The organism is Micromonospora sp. NPDC049529 (assembly GCF_055586685.1).
Window position 1 is genome coordinate 56,788 of record NZ_JBVJHT010000003.1, and the last position, 15,024, is coordinate 71,811.

The 15,024-nt window shown below is 71.7% G+C and carries 15 protein-coding genes; 11 read left to right on the forward strand and 4 right to left on the reverse strand.

Going from position 1 to position 15,024, the window contains the following annotated elements; all coding sequences use genetic code 11:
* Positions 1 to 151 precede the first annotated feature (151 nt).
* A complete protein-coding gene (locus ACZ6QQ_RS05475; RefSeq protein ID WP_465874632.1) occupies positions 152 to 1,297 on the reverse strand; it encodes an LPXTG cell wall anchor domain-containing protein in 1,146 nt (381 codons plus the stop codon).
* Between the two features lie 316 nt (positions 1,298 to 1,613).
* Here ACZ6QQ_RS05475 and rsmD point away from each other — a divergent pair, with 316 nt between their 5' ends.
* From rsmD to mutM, 8 genes are all read left to right on the forward strand, one after another.
* Positions 1,614 to 2,177, forward strand: a complete 564-nt coding sequence (rsmD, locus tag ACZ6QQ_RS05480; protein ID WP_465874633.1) for a 16S rRNA (guanine(966)-N(2))-methyltransferase RsmD — start codon at positions 1,614 to 1,616, stop codon at positions 2,175 to 2,177.
* Positions 2,174 to 2,662, forward strand: a complete 489-nt coding sequence (gene coaD, locus ACZ6QQ_RS05485) for a pantetheine-phosphate adenylyltransferase (protein WP_465874634.1) — start codon at positions 2,174 to 2,176, stop codon at positions 2,660 to 2,662. The genes rsmD and coaD overlap by 4 nt, the downstream gene beginning before the upstream one ends.
* A 214-nt stretch (positions 2,663 to 2,876) precedes the next feature.
* A complete protein-coding gene (locus ACZ6QQ_RS05490; RefSeq protein ID WP_465874635.1) occupies positions 2,877 to 3,374 on the forward strand; it encodes a hypothetical protein in 498 nt (165 codons plus the stop codon).
* Between the two features lie 156 nt (positions 3,375 to 3,530).
* Complete coding sequence (locus tag ACZ6QQ_RS05495; protein ID WP_465874636.1) at positions 3,531 to 4,094, forward strand: YceD family protein; 564 nt, start codon at positions 3,531 to 3,533, stop codon at positions 4,092 to 4,094.
* Between the two features lie 5 nt (positions 4,095 to 4,099).
* Positions 4,100 to 4,273 (forward strand): 50S ribosomal protein L32, encoded by a 174-nt coding sequence (gene rpmF / locus ACZ6QQ_RS05500; RefSeq protein WP_030335284.1) that lies wholly within the window; start codon positions 4,100 to 4,102, stop codon positions 4,271 to 4,273.
* A 113-nt stretch (positions 4,274 to 4,386) separates the two neighbouring features.
* Positions 4,387 to 5,418 (forward strand): phosphate acyltransferase PlsX, encoded by a 1,032-nt coding sequence (locus ACZ6QQ_RS05505; protein WP_465875021.1) that lies wholly within the window; start codon positions 4,387 to 4,389, stop codon positions 5,416 to 5,418.
* 19 nt (positions 5,419 to 5,437) lie between these two features.
* On the forward strand, positions 5,438 to 6,325 hold the full coding sequence (gene rnc / locus ACZ6QQ_RS05510) for a ribonuclease III (protein ID WP_465874637.1): 888 nt from the start codon (positions 5,438 to 5,440) through the stop codon (positions 6,323 to 6,325).
* Positions 6,326 to 6,388: 63 nt separating this feature from the next.
* The gene (gene mutM, locus ACZ6QQ_RS05515) at positions 6,389 to 7,246 is read left to right on the forward strand and encodes a bifunctional DNA-formamidopyrimidine glycosylase/DNA-(apurinic or apyrimidinic site) lyase (RefSeq protein ID WP_465874638.1); all 858 of its coding nucleotides are present in this window, start codon (positions 6,389 to 6,391) and stop codon (positions 7,244 to 7,246) included.
* A gap of 19 nt (positions 7,247 to 7,265) precedes the next feature.
* On the opposite strand, the gene ACZ6QQ_RS05520 is transcribed toward mutM, so the two are convergent.
* Both ACZ6QQ_RS05520 and ACZ6QQ_RS05525 read right to left on the reverse strand, forming a co-directional pair.
* Positions 7,266 to 8,039 carry an endo alpha-1,4 polygalactosaminidase gene (locus ACZ6QQ_RS05520; protein WP_465875023.1) on the reverse strand — a complete coding sequence of 258 codons (774 nt, stop codon included), beginning with the start codon at positions 8,037 to 8,039 and terminating at the stop codon, positions 7,266 to 7,268.
* Between the two features lie 231 nt (positions 8,040 to 8,270).
* Positions 8,271 to 9,038: a CAP domain-containing protein gene (locus ACZ6QQ_RS05525; RefSeq protein WP_465874639.1), complete on the reverse strand. Its 768-nt coding sequence runs from the start codon at positions 9,036 to 9,038 to the stop codon at positions 8,271 to 8,273.
* A gap of 369 nt (positions 9,039 to 9,407) precedes the next feature.
* On the opposite strand from ACZ6QQ_RS05525, the gene ACZ6QQ_RS05530 reads away from it, so the two are divergent.
* From ACZ6QQ_RS05530 to ACZ6QQ_RS05540, 3 genes are all read left to right on the forward strand, one after another.
* Positions 9,408 to 9,602 carry a hypothetical protein gene (locus ACZ6QQ_RS05530; protein WP_121158946.1) on the forward strand — a complete coding sequence of 65 codons (195 nt, stop codon included), beginning with the start codon at positions 9,408 to 9,410 and terminating at the stop codon, positions 9,600 to 9,602.
* 428 nt (positions 9,603 to 10,030) lie between these two features.
* Positions 10,031 to 13,609 carry a chromosome segregation protein SMC gene (gene smc / locus ACZ6QQ_RS05535; RefSeq protein WP_465874640.1) on the forward strand — a complete coding sequence of 1,193 codons (3,579 nt, stop codon included), beginning with the start codon at positions 10,031 to 10,033 and terminating at the stop codon, positions 13,607 to 13,609.
* Positions 13,609 to 14,229, forward strand: a complete 621-nt coding sequence (locus ACZ6QQ_RS05540) for an HAD family hydrolase (protein WP_465874641.1) — start codon at positions 13,609 to 13,611, stop codon at positions 14,227 to 14,229. Before smc ends, ACZ6QQ_RS05540 begins: the two co-directional genes overlap by 1 nt.
* A 105-nt stretch (positions 14,230 to 14,334) precedes the next feature.
* Here ACZ6QQ_RS05540 and ACZ6QQ_RS05545 read toward each other — a convergent pair whose 3' ends face one another.
* Positions 14,335 to 14,868: a universal stress protein gene (locus ACZ6QQ_RS05545; RefSeq protein ID WP_465874642.1), complete on the reverse strand. Its 534-nt coding sequence runs from the start codon at positions 14,866 to 14,868 to the stop codon at positions 14,335 to 14,337.
* Positions 14,869 to 15,024 lie beyond the last annotated feature (156 nt).

Genomic DNA, 15,024 nt, shown 5'->3' on the forward strand with positions numbered 1-15,024 from the left:
TCTTGGCGGTTGCCGTTGCGAGGGTTGTTTTCCTTCGGTCGCCAGGGGTGTTTGTTTGTTTTGGGGGGAGAACTGTCGGGGCCTTTTCGCCTGGTTCCCCCCCCCGCCCTCGGATTTTTGGTTCAGGTGCGCGGTGGAACTGTCACACGGATCAGGCGGTGAAGCGGACCCGACGGCGACGGGCCACCACGAAGAGCACGGCGCCCGCGGCGAGCAGGACGGCCGCGGCGGCAGCGATGCCACCGGCGGCGGCACCGGTCAACGGCAACTCGTTTCCGCCACCACCCGTGCCGCTCGTGCAGTCGGCGGGCTTCGCCCACGCGACCGGCTCGGTGTCCTCCATGCCCTCGCTGCTCGGCGTGACGGTCAGGCCCTCCTCGCCGGGGAACTTCGCCGTCCCGGTCTTGCCGGGCTCGACGGTGATCGTCTTCGGCTCGCCCTTGTTCGGGGTGAAGGTGACGGTCACGGTCTTGCCGTTCTCCGGGTTGGTGACCTCGAAGAGCAGTTCGTCGCACGTGGAACCGTAGTTACCGGTCGGCTCGCCCGGGGGAACGCAGTCGGCCGACTCCTTCCAGGTGTACGTGTCGCCGACCGGCTTACCCTTTTCGGTGACCTTGATGGTCCCGGCACCGGCGGGTACGACGATCGGCTCGCTGCTGCTGTTCGGCTTGACCGAGACCGTCTTGCTGAAGTCCTTGGCCGAGACGACCAGTTCGACCGGGACGGTGGCGTCCTTGTCGTTGCTCAGCACGACAGCGACCGTGCCGTCGCAATCCGAGGAGAAGCTCGCGGTCGGCTTGGTTACCTCCGCCGGAGGGGTCGGCGTGACCGGCGTGGTCGGAGTGGTCGGCGGGGTCGGCTTCTCGCAGTCCCCCTCCAAGGTGATGGTCTTCGAGTAGACCGGCTTCTCGCGGGGCGAGTACTTCGGCCAACTGAGCTCGACCGACAGGCTCGCCGAACTGGCACTGGCGGGCACGCGCTGCTCGCCGGCCAGCTCGCCCCAGATCGCGCCGTTCCGCTTCGGAACCTCGGCGCCGACGGTGATCCCGGTGAGCGTGGTGTCCGCCGGAGTCAGTGAGATCACCTTCTCGATCTTGGCCTTCTTGGAGTCCATGTCGTTCCGGACGGTCCAGTCGACGACCCATTCACCGGTCGAGGTGTCACAGCGGTGGGCGCCTTCCAGGGCGCCAGCGTGCGCGCTCGCGGGGGCGGCGACGGCGAACGTCGCGGCGAGGCCGACGAAGGTGGCCCCGAGGATGGCGAGCGGTCGCCGGAGCGACAGCTTTGGATGGGTCACGCGTACTCCTGAGGGGGTAAATACGTCAGGGCACGACATGGGAAAGCGCGCGCGATCACTGCCGCAAAATGGCGCGACCCGCAGTGGCGCCTCCCCAACGCCGCACACCGGCCAATCAGAGCCGGCACAGCGCGAGACACTACCGATTCCGGGCTTATTGAGACAGTCTTGAGATCTTCCGACTGGTCCTGTAACCAACTTGAGATGTTTGATCGACAGTGCGTGCTCAGTGGGTCCCTGATGGTGGACGGGTGGCATTGCCGAACCGATCGTGATCCTCGGCGTACCGTTTCCGTGTGCAGAGCGGGAGTTCACAGTGACCCGGATCGTCGCCGGCACCTTCGGCGGGAGGCGCATCGTCGCCCCGCCGGGTGCCTCCACCCGGCCCACCTCCGACCGGGTACGCGAGGCGCTGTTCAGCGCGCTCGACAGCCAGCTCGACCTGGACGGCGCCCGGTTCGCCGACCTCTACGCTGGCTCCGGAGCGGTCGGCCTGGAGGCGCTCTCCCGGGGGGCGGTGCACGTACTGCTGGTCGAGAGTGACCCCAGGGCGGCCCGGATCGCCCGGGACAACCTCGCCACCCTGCGGGCCACCCCGGCGGCGCGACTGGTCACCGGGAAGGTCGCCCAGGTCCTCGCCGCCGGCCCGGACGGCGGCCCGTACGACGTGATCTTCGCCGATCCGCCGTACGCGGTGCCGAACGAGGAGATCACCGCGATGCTGAGCGCCCTGGTCGAACACGGCTGGCTGGCCCCGGACGGGGTGGTGGTGGTCGAGCGGTCCACCCGTACCGGGCCGTTCGACGAGGTGCAGGGGATCACTGTCGAGCGCGGTCGGCGTTACGGAGAGACCACTCTTTGGTACGGTCGCGGATCATGAGACGTGCGGTCTGTCCCGGCTCGTTCGACCCGGTCACCAACGGCCACCTCGACATCATCGGGCGGGCCAGTCGACTCTTCGACGAGGTGATCGTCGGAGTGCTGATCAACCAGTCCAAGAGCGGGCTGTTCACGGTCGACGAGCGGATCTCGATGCTGCGCGAGGTGACCTCGTCGTACGAGAACGTCCGGGTCGCCTCGTTCCGCGGCCTGCTGGTCGACTTCTGCCGCGCGCAGCAGGCGTCCGTCCTGGTCAAGGGGATCCGGGCGGTGAGTGACTTCGACTACGAGCTGCAGATGGCGCAGATGAACATCGGGCTGGCCGGCGTCGAGACCCTGTTCATGCCGACCAACCCGCTCTACTCGTTCCTCTCGTCGAGCCTGGTCAAGGACGTCGCCAAGTGGGGCGGCGACGTCTCCCCGCACGTACCCGACCTGGTCCGCCGCGCCCTGCGGGAGCGGCTGAACAAGACCGCTCCGGCCTGACCCGCTGCCTTCGGCGGGCTTCGATCCCCGGCGGCGCCGGGTGCTCCGCGGCGTCGACCGGGGGCGTGTACCGCACCGGGCGCGGGTGTGCGACGCGCCACGCCGGGCGGTTTGGTCCTCTCGTCCCCGCGGCACCGCATCATTGGTTGAGCAGCAACCCGGTTGGACGCCGCATCATGTAGGTCGGCAGACGAACGACAGGAGTGAGGTACCGGTGGACCCGCTCGACCGCATCGACGAACTCATCAACATCGTGGAGACGGCCCGCTCCGTCCCGATGTCGCGCACCAACTGCATGGTCGACCGGGCGGACTTCATCAACGCTCTCGACGAGCTCCGCGCCGAGCTGCCGATCGACCTGCGCCGGGCGGCCGCGCTGCTGGAGGAGCGGGACAACATCATGGATGCCGGTAAGCGCGAGGCGGACCGGATCATCAGCGAGGGTGAGGCGGAGCACGCCCGGCTCGTCTCGGTGAACGAGATCACCGTCTCGGCCGAGCACGAGGGGGCCCGGATCATCGCCGAGGCTCGGGCCGAGTCGCAGCGGCTGCGCGCGGAGGTGGACGATTACGTGGACACGGCACTGGCGAACTTCGAGCAGTTCCTCACCCGCGCGCTCGCCTCGATCGAGCGGGGGCGGGACAAGATGCACGCGTTGCGCGAGATCGGCACTTTCGCCGGTGAAGAGAGCGAACGCCCGCTGCCGTTCTGATCGTCACTATCACCCGTCCGACGAACGGGCGGCGGCCCCACCGGGCGACGGCGGGCCGGTGCGCGGGGAAGTGCGCTTCCCGGTGCCCCGGTTCGACGCCCGGACCGCTGCCCAGGTAACCTGTTTCGTCGGCCTCCAACAGGCCGGAGTCTGATTATGCCCAAACACTTGCCAAGCCAACTCGATCCCAGGTCGCCGCTGGTCCTCGACACGAGAGACCTGCCGCGTCGGCCTGGTGCGTTGCGTACGGTCACGCGGGTGGTACCGGCGCCTGCGGACCTCGGCGTGGAGATGGTCGGCGTGCCGGAGGGCACTGACCTGAGTCTCGACCTGAGCCTCCAGTCGGTGTCCGAGGGCGTATACGTCTCCGGGACCGTCTCCGGGGCCGTGCAGGGCGAGTGCGGTCGCTGCCTGCGCCAGATCGACGACTCCGTGGTCGTCACGATCCAGGAGCTGTACGCGTACGCGAACAGCACCACGGACGAGACGACCGAGGAGGACGAGGTGGGCCGCATGCAGGGCGACCTGATCGACCTGGAGCCGGCGCTGCGGGACGCGGTGGTGCTCGCACTACCGACCAACCCGCTGTGCCGAGAGGACTGCCCGGGACTGTGCACCGATTGTGGGGTGCACTGGGACGAGCTGCCGGCTGACCACAGCCACCAGCAGATCGACCCGCGCTGGGCGGGCCTGACGCAACTGACCCGTAAAGAGGAGTAGGAACCGTGGCCGTCCCGAAGCGCAAGATGTCGCGCAGCAACACCCGGTCCCGCCGGGCGAACTGGAAGGCCACGGTGGTCGCGACCGTGGCGTGCCCGCAGTGCAAGTCGCCGAAGCTGCCGCACGCCGCGTGCAGCGTGTGCGGCACCTACAACGGCCGCCAGGTCCTCGAGGTCTGACGCCGGAACCCGTGACGCTCCCGACTCCGGGTCGGGTCGCGCCCACGCCCTGGCGACTGCCCGGTGCACCGGCTCCCGCCGGCGCCAGCCGCAATGTGACGGCCGGCGTTCCAGTGGAGCCGGGCACCGTGCGGATCGCCGTCGACCTCCTCGGCGGGGACGGAGCTCCCGCCGTCGTGGTTGACGGCGCTCTGCGGGCGTTCGGCGCCGACCCCGACCTGCACCTGCTGCTCGTCGGCCCGCCTGAGGCGGCCGACGAGCTGTTGGGCGTTCTGCACCCGGCCGATCGGGACCGGATCTCCGTCCGCCCGGTCCGGCGGGGCGTCGCGATGACCGACGACCCGGGCCGGGTCAGCCGGGCCGACACCAGCGTCCGGGCGGCGGTGGCCGCCGTCGTCGAGCGCAGCGCCGACGCGGTCGTCTCCGCCGGTGCCACCGGCGCCACCGTCACCGCCGCCGTACTCGGCTTCGGGCGCTGGCCCGAGGTCCGCCGGCCGGCCCTGGTCGCCACCATGCCGGCGCTGCACGGGCCGGTCGTGCTGCTCGACGTCGGCGGCTCACTGGAGGCCCGACCGGGCACCCTGGCCCGACACGCGGTGCTCGGCGCCGCCTACGCCGCCGTGGTGCACGGGGTCGCCGAGCCCCGGATCGGGCTGCTCTCGGTCGGCACCGAGGCGGGCAAGGGGGACCGGGCCCGCCGGGCCGCCGACCCGGTGCTCGCCCTCGCGCAGCTGCCGCCGGGCGCGCACTACGTGGGCCTGGTCGAGGGGTACGACGTCGCCGTCGGCAGCCGCGCCGACGTGATCGTCACCGACGGATTCACCGGCAACATCCTGCTCAAGGGGATCGAGGGCGCGTACGCCATGGCCGGCGGCCCACCGGCCAGCGGAGGGGCGCCCCGGGCCGCCGCCCTGCTCGGCGTGGCCGGTACGGTCGTCGTCTGCCATGGCGCGGCACGCGACGACGATCTCGCCTCCGGGATCGCCCTCGCCGCCCACCTGCACCGCCGCGGTGCGACCGCGGCGATCTCCGGGCTGCTCGCCGACCACGCCCGGGACGGCCGCACCACCGAGCGGAGTACGGCCACCGGCCGTACCGGCCGACCGGATCATGGCCCAGACGAGCGGACCGAGGAGACTTCATGAACGACACCGAGGTAACCGGATGACCAACGACAAGCGCCGTCGCGCACCGATCGGGTACCTGGAGGCCGCCTTCGGCGTCAGCCTCGACCCGGAGCTGCTGGAGCGGGCGCTGACCCACCGCTCGTTCGCGTACGAGAACGGTGGGCTGCCGACCAACGAGCGCCTGGAGTTCCTGGGCGACTCGGTGCTCGGTGTGGTCATCACCGCGGCGCTCTTCCACAACCACCCGGACCTGCCCGAGGGGCAGCTCGCCAAGCTGCGGGCGAGCGTGGTGAACATGCGGGCACTGGCCGACGTGGCCCGTGGCCTCGGTCCGGAGGGCCTCGGCCCCTACCTCCTGCTCGGCAAGGGCGAGGAGACGACCGGTGGCCGGGACAAGGCGAGCATCCTGGCCGACACGCTGGAGGCCCTGCTCGGCGCGATCTACCTCCAGTACGGCCTGGACACCGCCGGGATCGTGATCCACCGCCTGTTCGATCCGCTGATGGCCGAGTCGGCCGGTCGCGGGGCGGCCCTGGACTGGAAGACCAGCCTCCAGGAGCTGACGGCGGCACTCGGCCTCGGGGTGCCGGAGTACCGGATCGACGACACCGGCCCGGACCACGCCAAGACGTTCACCGCCTGGGTGGTGGTCGCCGGTCGGCGGTACGGCGGCGCGGACGGCCGGAGCAAGAAGGAAGCCGAGCAGCGGGCCGCCGAGGCGGCCTGGCGCATCCTCTCCGAGCCCACCGAGCCGACCGAAGCCGCTGAAGCCGCCGAGCCCTCCGAAGCCGCCGAGCCCTCCGAAGCCGCCGAGCCCGCCGAAGTTGCTGAGCCGGCCGAGGCGGCCACGCTGGACGCGCCGGGGGCCGAACCGGACACCACCGGTGCCGAGGGGCAGACCGTCGGCGGCGACGCCAACCGCTGAGTACGCTCGATACCCGCGTGCCGTACCGGACGGCCTCCGCGTACCCGCGAGTGAGGTTACGAAGTGCCTGAGCTGCCCGAGGTGGAGACGGTCCGGCAGGGCCTCGCCAAGTGGGTCACCGGTCGCCGGATCACCGCCGTCGAGGTCCGCCACCCGCGTGCCGTACGCCGGCACGTGGCCGGTGACGCGCACTTCGCGGCCGTCCTCGCCGGCCGTACGGTGGTCGACGCCTGCCGTCGGGGCAAGTACCTGTGGCTGCCGCTGGACAGTGGCGACGCGGTGGTCGGACATCTGGGCATGTCCGGGCAGTTGCTGCTGCAACCGGCGCAGGCGCCGGACGAGACGCACCTGCGGATCCGGTTCGGTTTCGACGACGACGGTCCGCAGCTGCGCTTCGTCGACCAGCGCACCTTCGGCGGCCTGTCGGTCTCCGAGGGCGGTGCGGGCCTGCCGGCGGAGATCGCCCACATCGCCCGGGACCCGATCGACCCGGCCTTCTCCGACGAGGGGTTCGTGGCCGCGCTGCGGCGCAAGCGGACCGAGGTCAAACGGGCCCTGCTGGACCAGACGTTGATCTCCGGGGTCGGCAACATCTACGCCGACGAGGCGCTCTGGCGGGCCAGACTGCACGGCGCCCGGCCGGCGGACGGGCTCACCGCGCCGGCCGCGCGCCGGCTGCTGGCGCACGTCCGGGACGTGCTCGGTGAGGCCCTGACGGCGGGCGGGACCAGCTTCGACGCGCTCTACGTCAACGTCAACGGGGAGAGCGGCTACTTCGACCGGTCGCTGAACGCGTACGGGCGGGAGGGGTTGCCGTGCCACCGGTGCGGCGCGGCTATCCGGCGGGAGTCGTTCATGAACCGGTCGTCGTTCAGCTGCCCGCGCTGCCAGCCCCGCCCCCGTACCGTCGTCGCCGGCTGACCCGCGCCGCCGGGCCCGGTCAGCGGGCGAGCGGGACGGTCGGGCAGAGTTCGCGCCAGGCGCCGAGGTCGCGTTCCTTGCGGATGGTGGCGAAGCCGTAGCCCTGGGCGGCGGTGCAGAAGTCGTCGGCCAACGCGTCGTACTCGACCTGGAAGACCGGTTTGAGGTTCTCGACGAACGGCAGCAGCTGGTCGCACTCGGCCCGCTGGAAACACTCCTCGTTGACCGCGAAGTCGAAGTACGGCTCCAGCGCCACCACCTGTTCGAGATCGTTGGTCAGCCCCGGTGACAGTTTGGTGGCGCGGGCCAGCAGCGCCAGCCGGCGGTTGAACACGAGCTGGTCGTCGAAGGTGAGCGGGAAACCGGACTCCCGGGCGTAGGAGTCCATGTTCGCCGGCATGACCGCGGTGAAGCCCTTGCCATAGCAGAGCCGGAACCGGTCGGCGATCACCGGCTCCAGCGCCGACCACTGCCGGATGTCGAGCCAGCGTTCACCGTCGGCGTCGGCGGGTGCGCCGAGCAGGGTCTCCGGGAACCGGTCCGCGTCCGGCCGCTGCGGCTCGTACGTCCCGACGTTGACGTAGCAGACCGCCCGGCGGTCGCGTTCGCGCAGCCGGCGGACGTCCTCGACCGGCGTACGGAACGCGTCGAGCACGAACACCTCGGCGTCGATGTTCGGGTCGAACTCGCCGCGTAACTGCCACTGCCAACTGGGGGTGGGTCCCATCGGCCAGGGCGGGACGGCCACCGGCCGGGCCCACTGCGGTACGCACCCGGCCAGCGCCGGCAGCACTACCGCCAAGACCAGCAGCAGGAGTACCGACCGGGCGCCGATGGCGCGGATCGGGGGTGGGTGGGCCGCGCGGTGTCCGGTTCCGTCCGGTCGTCGCGGTCGGAACCGGGGTCCGGGTGCCCGCCCGGGCATGGATCAGTGGGCCGCGGTTGTCAAGAGCAGCACACCCCCTCGTTGTCTACCAACGAGGCAGCCGCCGCCACGGCACGGGTGGTCCGGGGGTTGACCGGGTCAGACCACCGTGCCGAAGACCTGGGTCCAGTAGAGCCGGCCGGCCGAGTTGGCCGCGATCCCGACCCCGATCGCCTTCGCGTCGCAGTTGAGGATGTTGGTCCGGTGGCCCTGGCTGTTCATCCAGCCGTCCATCACCGCGGTCGGGGAGGCGAAGCCCATGGCCACGTTCTCGCTCATCGGGCCGTTGTACCCGGCCCTGCGGGCGCGCTCGACGAACGAACTGCCGTCGCTGCCGTCGTGCGACATCTTGTCGTTGGCGGCCTGGTCCTCGCTGTGCAACCGGGCGGCCTCGGCCAGCTTCGTGTTCGTCGAGACGGGGCCGCAGCCGTTGGCCGCCCGTTCCCGGTTGACGATCTCGACCACCTGCTCCTCCCGGCTGTCGGCGCCCGCACTGCTCGCCCTCGGCGCCCTGCTCGCCGTACGGGACGGCGTGGGGCGGGCGGCCGGGCTGCTCGGCCGGGCGCTGGGCGTCGGTCGGGCGCTGGTCGGGGCGGCGCTCGGGGTGGGACCCGCACCGAGGATCGCGACGCCGGCCGGTTGCTCCGGGAGCTCGCCGACCGGGGCCGAATCCGGTGCGCCGGCGACCCCGGTCGGCATCAGCGCGGCGCCGACCCCGAACACGACCAGCAGCCCGGTGACCGCGGCGGCCAGGCCGACCGGCCCGGCCAGCCGGCGCGGGTCGCGGTGCCGGCCGGTGAAGTTCTCCGGTGCCGCGTGCCGTTGCGCCCCGTCGCCGTGGGCTCTCCGCTCGGTTCGCCCGCGCACGCGTGTGCCTCCGGCTGGGTTCGGGGGTGGGCCGGTGCGGACGCTACGCGGGCCGGCTCGGGCGGGGCAATGTGGCTAAGGAAGATCTAAGACAGCAGGGGGTAGCCGAACGACCAGGCAGAGTTAAACTTCAGGAGTCCGAACAGCGATCTTTGTTCGTGCCTCGCGGCGACCTTCGGCTGACAAACCGGTTGACATGAGAGTGATCTGCGCCCGGTCCAACTTGACGAAGCGGGGACATCGGCACACTATATAGGTGTCGCCAGTCGCGCCCAGTCATGTCCGCGTGTTCCTGCGGGCAGGTAGTCGCGAACGAGTTGGGCGCGCGTTGGCCGGCCTTTCCGGCAGCGCATTACAAGGAGACGCAATATGGCGAAGGCCCTCTACGGCCACGTTGGTGCGGCGCCCGACCGGCGCCTGCTCGACGAGGTCACCCGACTGCGTTCCAGGGTTCAGGCACTCGAGTTCGAGATCACCCGGTTGCGGGCCGACAATGATCGGCTCGAAGCGGCGGTGGCCGAGGCAGACGACCTGCTGCGGCTCGCCGAACCGGCACTGACCTGATCGTGAGGGCGCCGGGATCCGGCGCCCACCGCCTGCACCACTGAACCGCACCTGCACCGATCGCGCGCCGACACATATGTGGCGGCGCGCAGCTTTTTGTCCGGAACGGTCGGCCGGATTCCCCGGGGTTGTCGTCACCCTGAGTAGCGGGATCGGCCACTGGGACCGCCACCCGTGCCCGTCCGCCCCGCCCGGCCACCCCCGGATCCGCGACAGCGGGGCCGCAACCAGGCATCGGATCCGCATCCGGGGTGTGTGCCGCACCGACCGGCAGACCGGTTCGGGTTACGCTGCGAGTTGACCAGGTCCCCGCAGCCGGGAGCGGCCGGCCGGCCCCGACGACCGCGGTGGCGACGAGTCCCGGTGGCCGAATGCCCGGTACGGCCGCCCGACACCACCGGCGAACACGTCGGACGAGGATCGGCAACGTGTATCTGAAGAGCCTGACGGTGAAGGGTTTCAAGTCCTTCGCCTCCGCGACGACGCTCCGGCTGGAGCCGGGCATCACCTGTGTGGTGGGCCCGAACGGCTCCGGCAAGTCGAACGTCGTCGACGCCATCGCCTGGGTGCTCGGCGAGCACAGCGCCAAGGCGCTGCGGGGCGGCAAGATGGAGGACGTCATCTTCGCCGGCACCGCCGGCCGGGCACCACTGGGTCGGGCCGAGGTGACACTCACCATCGACAATACCGACGGTGCCCTGCCGATCGACTACACCGAGGTGTCGATCACCCGTCGGATGTTCCGCTCCGGCGAGAGCGAGTACGAGATCAACGGCAACTCCTGCCGTCTGCTGGACATCCAGGAACTCCTCTCCGACTCCGGTATCGGACGAGAGATGCACGTCATCGTCGGGCAGGGGCAGCTCGACGCCGTACTGCACGCCAAGCCGGAGGACCGGCGCGCGTTCATCGAGGAGGCGGCCGGCGTACTGAAGCATCGCAAGCGCAAGGAGAAGGCGCTGCGCAAGCTCGACGCGATGCAGACCAACCTCAACCGGCTGAACGACCTCACCGCCGAACTGCGCCGCCAGCTCAAGCCACTGGGCCGGCAGGCCGAGGTGGCCCGCCGGGCCGCCGCGATCCAGTCCAACCTGCGCGACGCCCGGCTGCGGCTGCTCGCCGACGATCTCGCCACCCTGCGCACCACCCTCGACAAGGAGATCGCCGACGAGGCGGCCCTGCGGGACCGGCGCGAGCGGGTCGAGGCGGAACACACCGAGGTGCAGCGGCGGCTCGCCGAACTGGAGGAGGCACTCGCCGAGGACGCGCCGCTGCTCACCCGCGCCCAGGAGACCTGGTACCGGCTCTCCACGTTGCAGGAGCGGTTCCGGTCCACCGAACAGATCGCCCGGGAACGGCTGCGGCACCTCAGCGCCACCCCGGACGACGAGCGACCCGGCCGCGACCCGGACCAGCTCGCCGCCGAGGCCGAGTCGGTCCGCGCGCACGAGGAGGAACTGCGGGCCGCCCTCACCGACGACCAGATCCGCCTCGCCGAGGCGGTCGAGAACCGCCAGCAGCTCGAACGGCAGCTCGCCGAGGCCGAACGGGCGCTGGTCACCGCGGCGAAGGCGATCGCCGACCGGCGGGAGGGGCTGGCCTGGCTCACCGGGCAGGTGAACTCCGCGCGGGCGCGTACCGGCACGGCGGCGGAGGAGATCGCCCGGTTGGCGGCCGCGCACAACGACGCGCAGGGGCGGGCGGAACGGGCCCAGGCCGAGGTGGACGCGGTGGCCGCCCAGTCGACCGAGGCCGAACGGGACAACGTCGAACTCGACACCCGGCACGCCGAGGCGCAGGCCGCGTACGAGGCGGCGAACGCCACCGTACGGGCGCTCTCGGACGCCGAACGGCGGGCGGAGAAGGACGCGGCCACCTGGAAGGCCCGCGAGGAGGCGCTCGCCATGGGGCTGCGCCGCAAGGACGGCGCCGGGGCGCTGCTGGCCCGTGCCGACCAGGTGCCGGGGCTGCTCGGCGGGCTGGCCGGGATGCTGACCGTCGCGCCCGGCAACGAGGCGGCACTGGCCGCCGCGCTCGGCGCGCTCGCCGACGCGGTGGCGGTCAGCGGGGTCGACGAGGCCGCCGAGGCGATGCGACTACTCAAGATCCAGGACGCCGGGCGGGCCAGTCTGCTGGTCGGCGGTGCCGCCGGACCCGGCATGATCGGGTCGCTGGACGCACTCCGCCCCGCTCTGCCCGACGGCGCCCGCTGGGCGCCGGACCTGGTCGGCTGCCCGGACGAGATCCGCCCGGCGGTGCACCGGGCACTGCGCGACGTCGTACTCGTCGATGATCTGGAAGCGGCGACCCGGCTGGTCGGCGACAACCCGGAGCTGCGCGCGGTCACCCCGGACGGGGACGTCGTCGGCGCCTACGCCGCCGCCGGTGGCTCGGCCAAGGCGCCGAGCTTCATCGAGGTGCAGGCCGCCGTCGAGGAGGCCCGGACCAACCGGCTCACCGCCGAGGCGACCATCGCCGAACTCACCGGACAACTCGCCGACGCCCGCGCCGAGGTCGCCGAACGCAAGGACGCCGTCACCGCCGCCGCCGCCGTCAAACGGGAGGCCGAGGGGCAACGCAACGCCGCCGCCCGCCGGCTCGCCGAACTCGGCGCCGCCGCCCGCTCCGCCAAGGCCGAAACCGACCGGCTGGGCCAGTCCCGGGCCAAGGCCGAGGAGGCCCGCGACCGCGACCTCGCCGGCCTGGCCGAACTGGAGGAACGGCTCCGGCTGGCCGAGGCCACCCCGATCGACGCCGAGCCGTCCACCGAGGAACGCGACGAACTCGCCCGCTACCTGCCACCGGCTCGGCAGAACGAGATGGAGGTACGGCTCGCCGTCCGTACCGCCGAGGAACGGGTCGCCGCCATCGCCGGCCGGGCCGACTCCCTGATCCGGCAGGCGAACGCCGAACGGGCCGCCCGCGAACGGGCCGCCGCCCGCCGGGCCGCCCGTACCCGGGGCGCCGCGATCGCCCGCGCCGTCGAGTACGGCGCCCGCGAGGCGCTCACCCGCGTGGTGGCCTCACTCACCACCGCCGAGCAGGCCCGCGACGAGGTGGCCCGCGCCCGCGCCTCCCGCGAAGCCGAACTCCAGGAGGTACGCGGCGCCGCCAAGCGGCTCGGTGCCGACCTGGAACGGCTCACCAGCGCGGTGCACCGCGACGAGGTCGCCCGCGCCGAACAGCGGATGCGGATCGAACAGCTGGAGATCAAGGCCGCCGAGGACTTCGCCCTCGACGTGGAGACGCTGATCAGCGAGTACGGTCCGCAGCAGCTCGTCCCGCCGACCCCGGCCGACGTGGCCACCGCCGAGCGGGACGGCACACCGGTGCCCGAACCGGTGCCGTTCGAGCGCCCGGTGCAGGAGAAGCGGGCCGCCAAGGCCGAACGGGAGCTCGCCCTGCTGGGCAAGGTCAACCCGCTCGCGCTGGAGGAGTTCGCCGCCCTCGAAGAGCGGTTCAAGTTCCTCTCCGAGCAGCTCGAAGACCTCCGGGCCACCCGGCGTGACCTGCTCACCGTGGTCAAGGACGTGGACGACCGGATCCTGGAGGTCTTCGCCAGCGCGTTCGCCGACACCGCCCGCGAGTTCGAGCAGGTCTTCACCGTGCTCTTCCCCGGCGGCGAGGGGCGGCTGATCCTCACCGAACCCGACGACCTGCTCACCACCGGCGTCGAGGTCGAGGCCCGCCCGCCGGGCAAGAAGATCAAACGGCTGTCGCTGCTCTCCGGCGGTGAACGGTCGCTGACCGCGGTCGCCATGCTGGTGGCGATCTTCCGCGCCCGGCCCAGCCCGTTCTACATCATGGACGAGGTGGAGGCGGCGCTCGACGACGTCAACCTCGGCCGCCTGATCACCCTGATGGCGCAGCTCAGGGAGAAGAGCCAGCTCATTATCATCACCCACCAGAAGCGCACCATGGAAGTGGCCGACGCGCTGTACGGCGTCACCATGCGCAACGGGGTCACCGAGGTGATCAGCCAGCGGCTCAGCAGGGAAGAGGACTGATGGCTCGGGAGAAGGCCACCGCACTCCTCGTCGACCTCGACGGGGTACTGCGACAGTGGGATCCGGCGGTCAACGAGGCGGTGGAACAGGAGTTCGGCCTGCCGGCCGGCGCGCTGCTGGAGACCGCGATGCGCTGGTCGCTGCTCCAGCCGGCGGTCACCGGCCAGGTCAGCCACCTGGACTGGATGGCCGGGGTGGCGGACGCGCTGGCCGAGGCGGCCGGCAGCCGGGAGCGGGCCCTGGCCGCCGTCGACCAGTGGCAGGCGTACCGGGGCGAGGTCAACCAGGAGGTGCTCGGTTTCGTCCGGGAGGTGCGCGGCAACGGCATCCGGGTCGGGCTGGCCACCAACGCCACCGACCGGCTCGACACCGACCTGGCCCAGTTGGGGCTGGTGGGCGAGGTCGACCTGGTGCTCAACTCGTCCGTACTCGGCGTGCACAAGCCGGCGAGGGAGTATTTTCGGGCCGCCTGCCAGGCGCTGGAGACCCCACCGGCACGGGTCCTGTTCGTCGACGACGACGACCGCGCGATCCGTGGAGCCCGAGCCGCCGGCCTGTCGGCCCACCGCTGGACCGCCCCCACCGACCTCCCCTACCTCCACGCCGCCCTGACCCCGTAACCCTTCCCCCCGGGTCGGAGCGGGGCGCCTCTTGTAGAGAAAGAGGGGGAATTCGGGCGGGAATTACCCCTCATTCTCTACAAGAGTGCCCTGCGCGGGGGCCTGTTAGGGGACGACGGTTACGGGCCAGTGGCCGGATTTGACCAGGCGGGTGGCGATGGAGCCGATGAGGCGGTGGCCGGCCTGGGTGGAGGCGCCGACCACGACCATGTCGGCGCGCATCTCGTCGGCGACCGTACGGAGTTCGGCGTACGGGTCGCCACGTCGGCCGAGGAAGGTCAGCGGTACGCCCAGCTCCTCGGCGGCGCTGCCGATCTCGTGACGCAGCTCGGCGCCCAGATCGTCCAGGGCGTCCTGCACCTGGTTAGCGACCCCGGGCGCGAGTCCGGCCAGTACGGGCGGGGCGGCCACGAAGACCACCACCAACTCGCTGCGCTGGCGGCGGGCCAGTCCGGCGGCGTACGCGACCGCCCGCATCGAGGTCACCGAGCCGTCGACCCCGGCGAGTACCACCTTCGGACCGTCGGTTCCGCGCTCGAACGGTGACGGGGCGGCGGCCGGGCCGTACCGGACGCGATCGGGGTCGGGTTCGGCACCGGTCGGGTCGTACGCCGGTTGGTCGGTGGGTTCGACGGTCATCGGAGGGCTCCCGGCCCGGTGGCGGTGACCGCCCCCGGACGTCGCCGGGCGGTGGACCCGCGCGTCTCCGTGCCGGACCACCGGCTGTCGCTGCGTCGGCGCAACGGGACCTCCTTGATGAGCACCACCGCGATCAGATGACGACGACCGCGACGG

Bases quoted from the DNA above. Each gene is read 5' to 3' on its own strand.
- ACZ6QQ_RS05540 (WP_465874641.1), top strand. From the start codon at position 13,609: ATGGCTCGGGAGAAGGCCACCGCACTCCTCGTCGACCTCGACGGGGTA.
- coaD (WP_465874634.1), top strand. From the start codon at position 2,174: ATGAGACGTGCGGTCTGTCCCGGCTCGTTCGACCCGGTCACCAACGGC.
- ACZ6QQ_RS05545 (WP_465874642.1), bottom strand. From the start codon at position 14,868: ATGACCGTCGAACCCACCGACCAACCGGCGTACGACCCGACCGGTGCC.
- ACZ6QQ_RS05495 (WP_465874636.1), top strand. From the start codon at position 3,531: ATGCCCAAACACTTGCCAAGCCAACTCGATCCCAGGTCGCCGCTGGTC.
- rnc (WP_465874637.1), top strand. From the start codon at position 5,438: ATGACCAACGACAAGCGCCGTCGCGCACCGATCGGGTACCTGGAGGCC.
- ACZ6QQ_RS05530 (WP_121158946.1), top strand. From the start codon at position 9,408: ATGGCGAAGGCCCTCTACGGCCACGTTGGTGCGGCGCCCGACCGGCGC.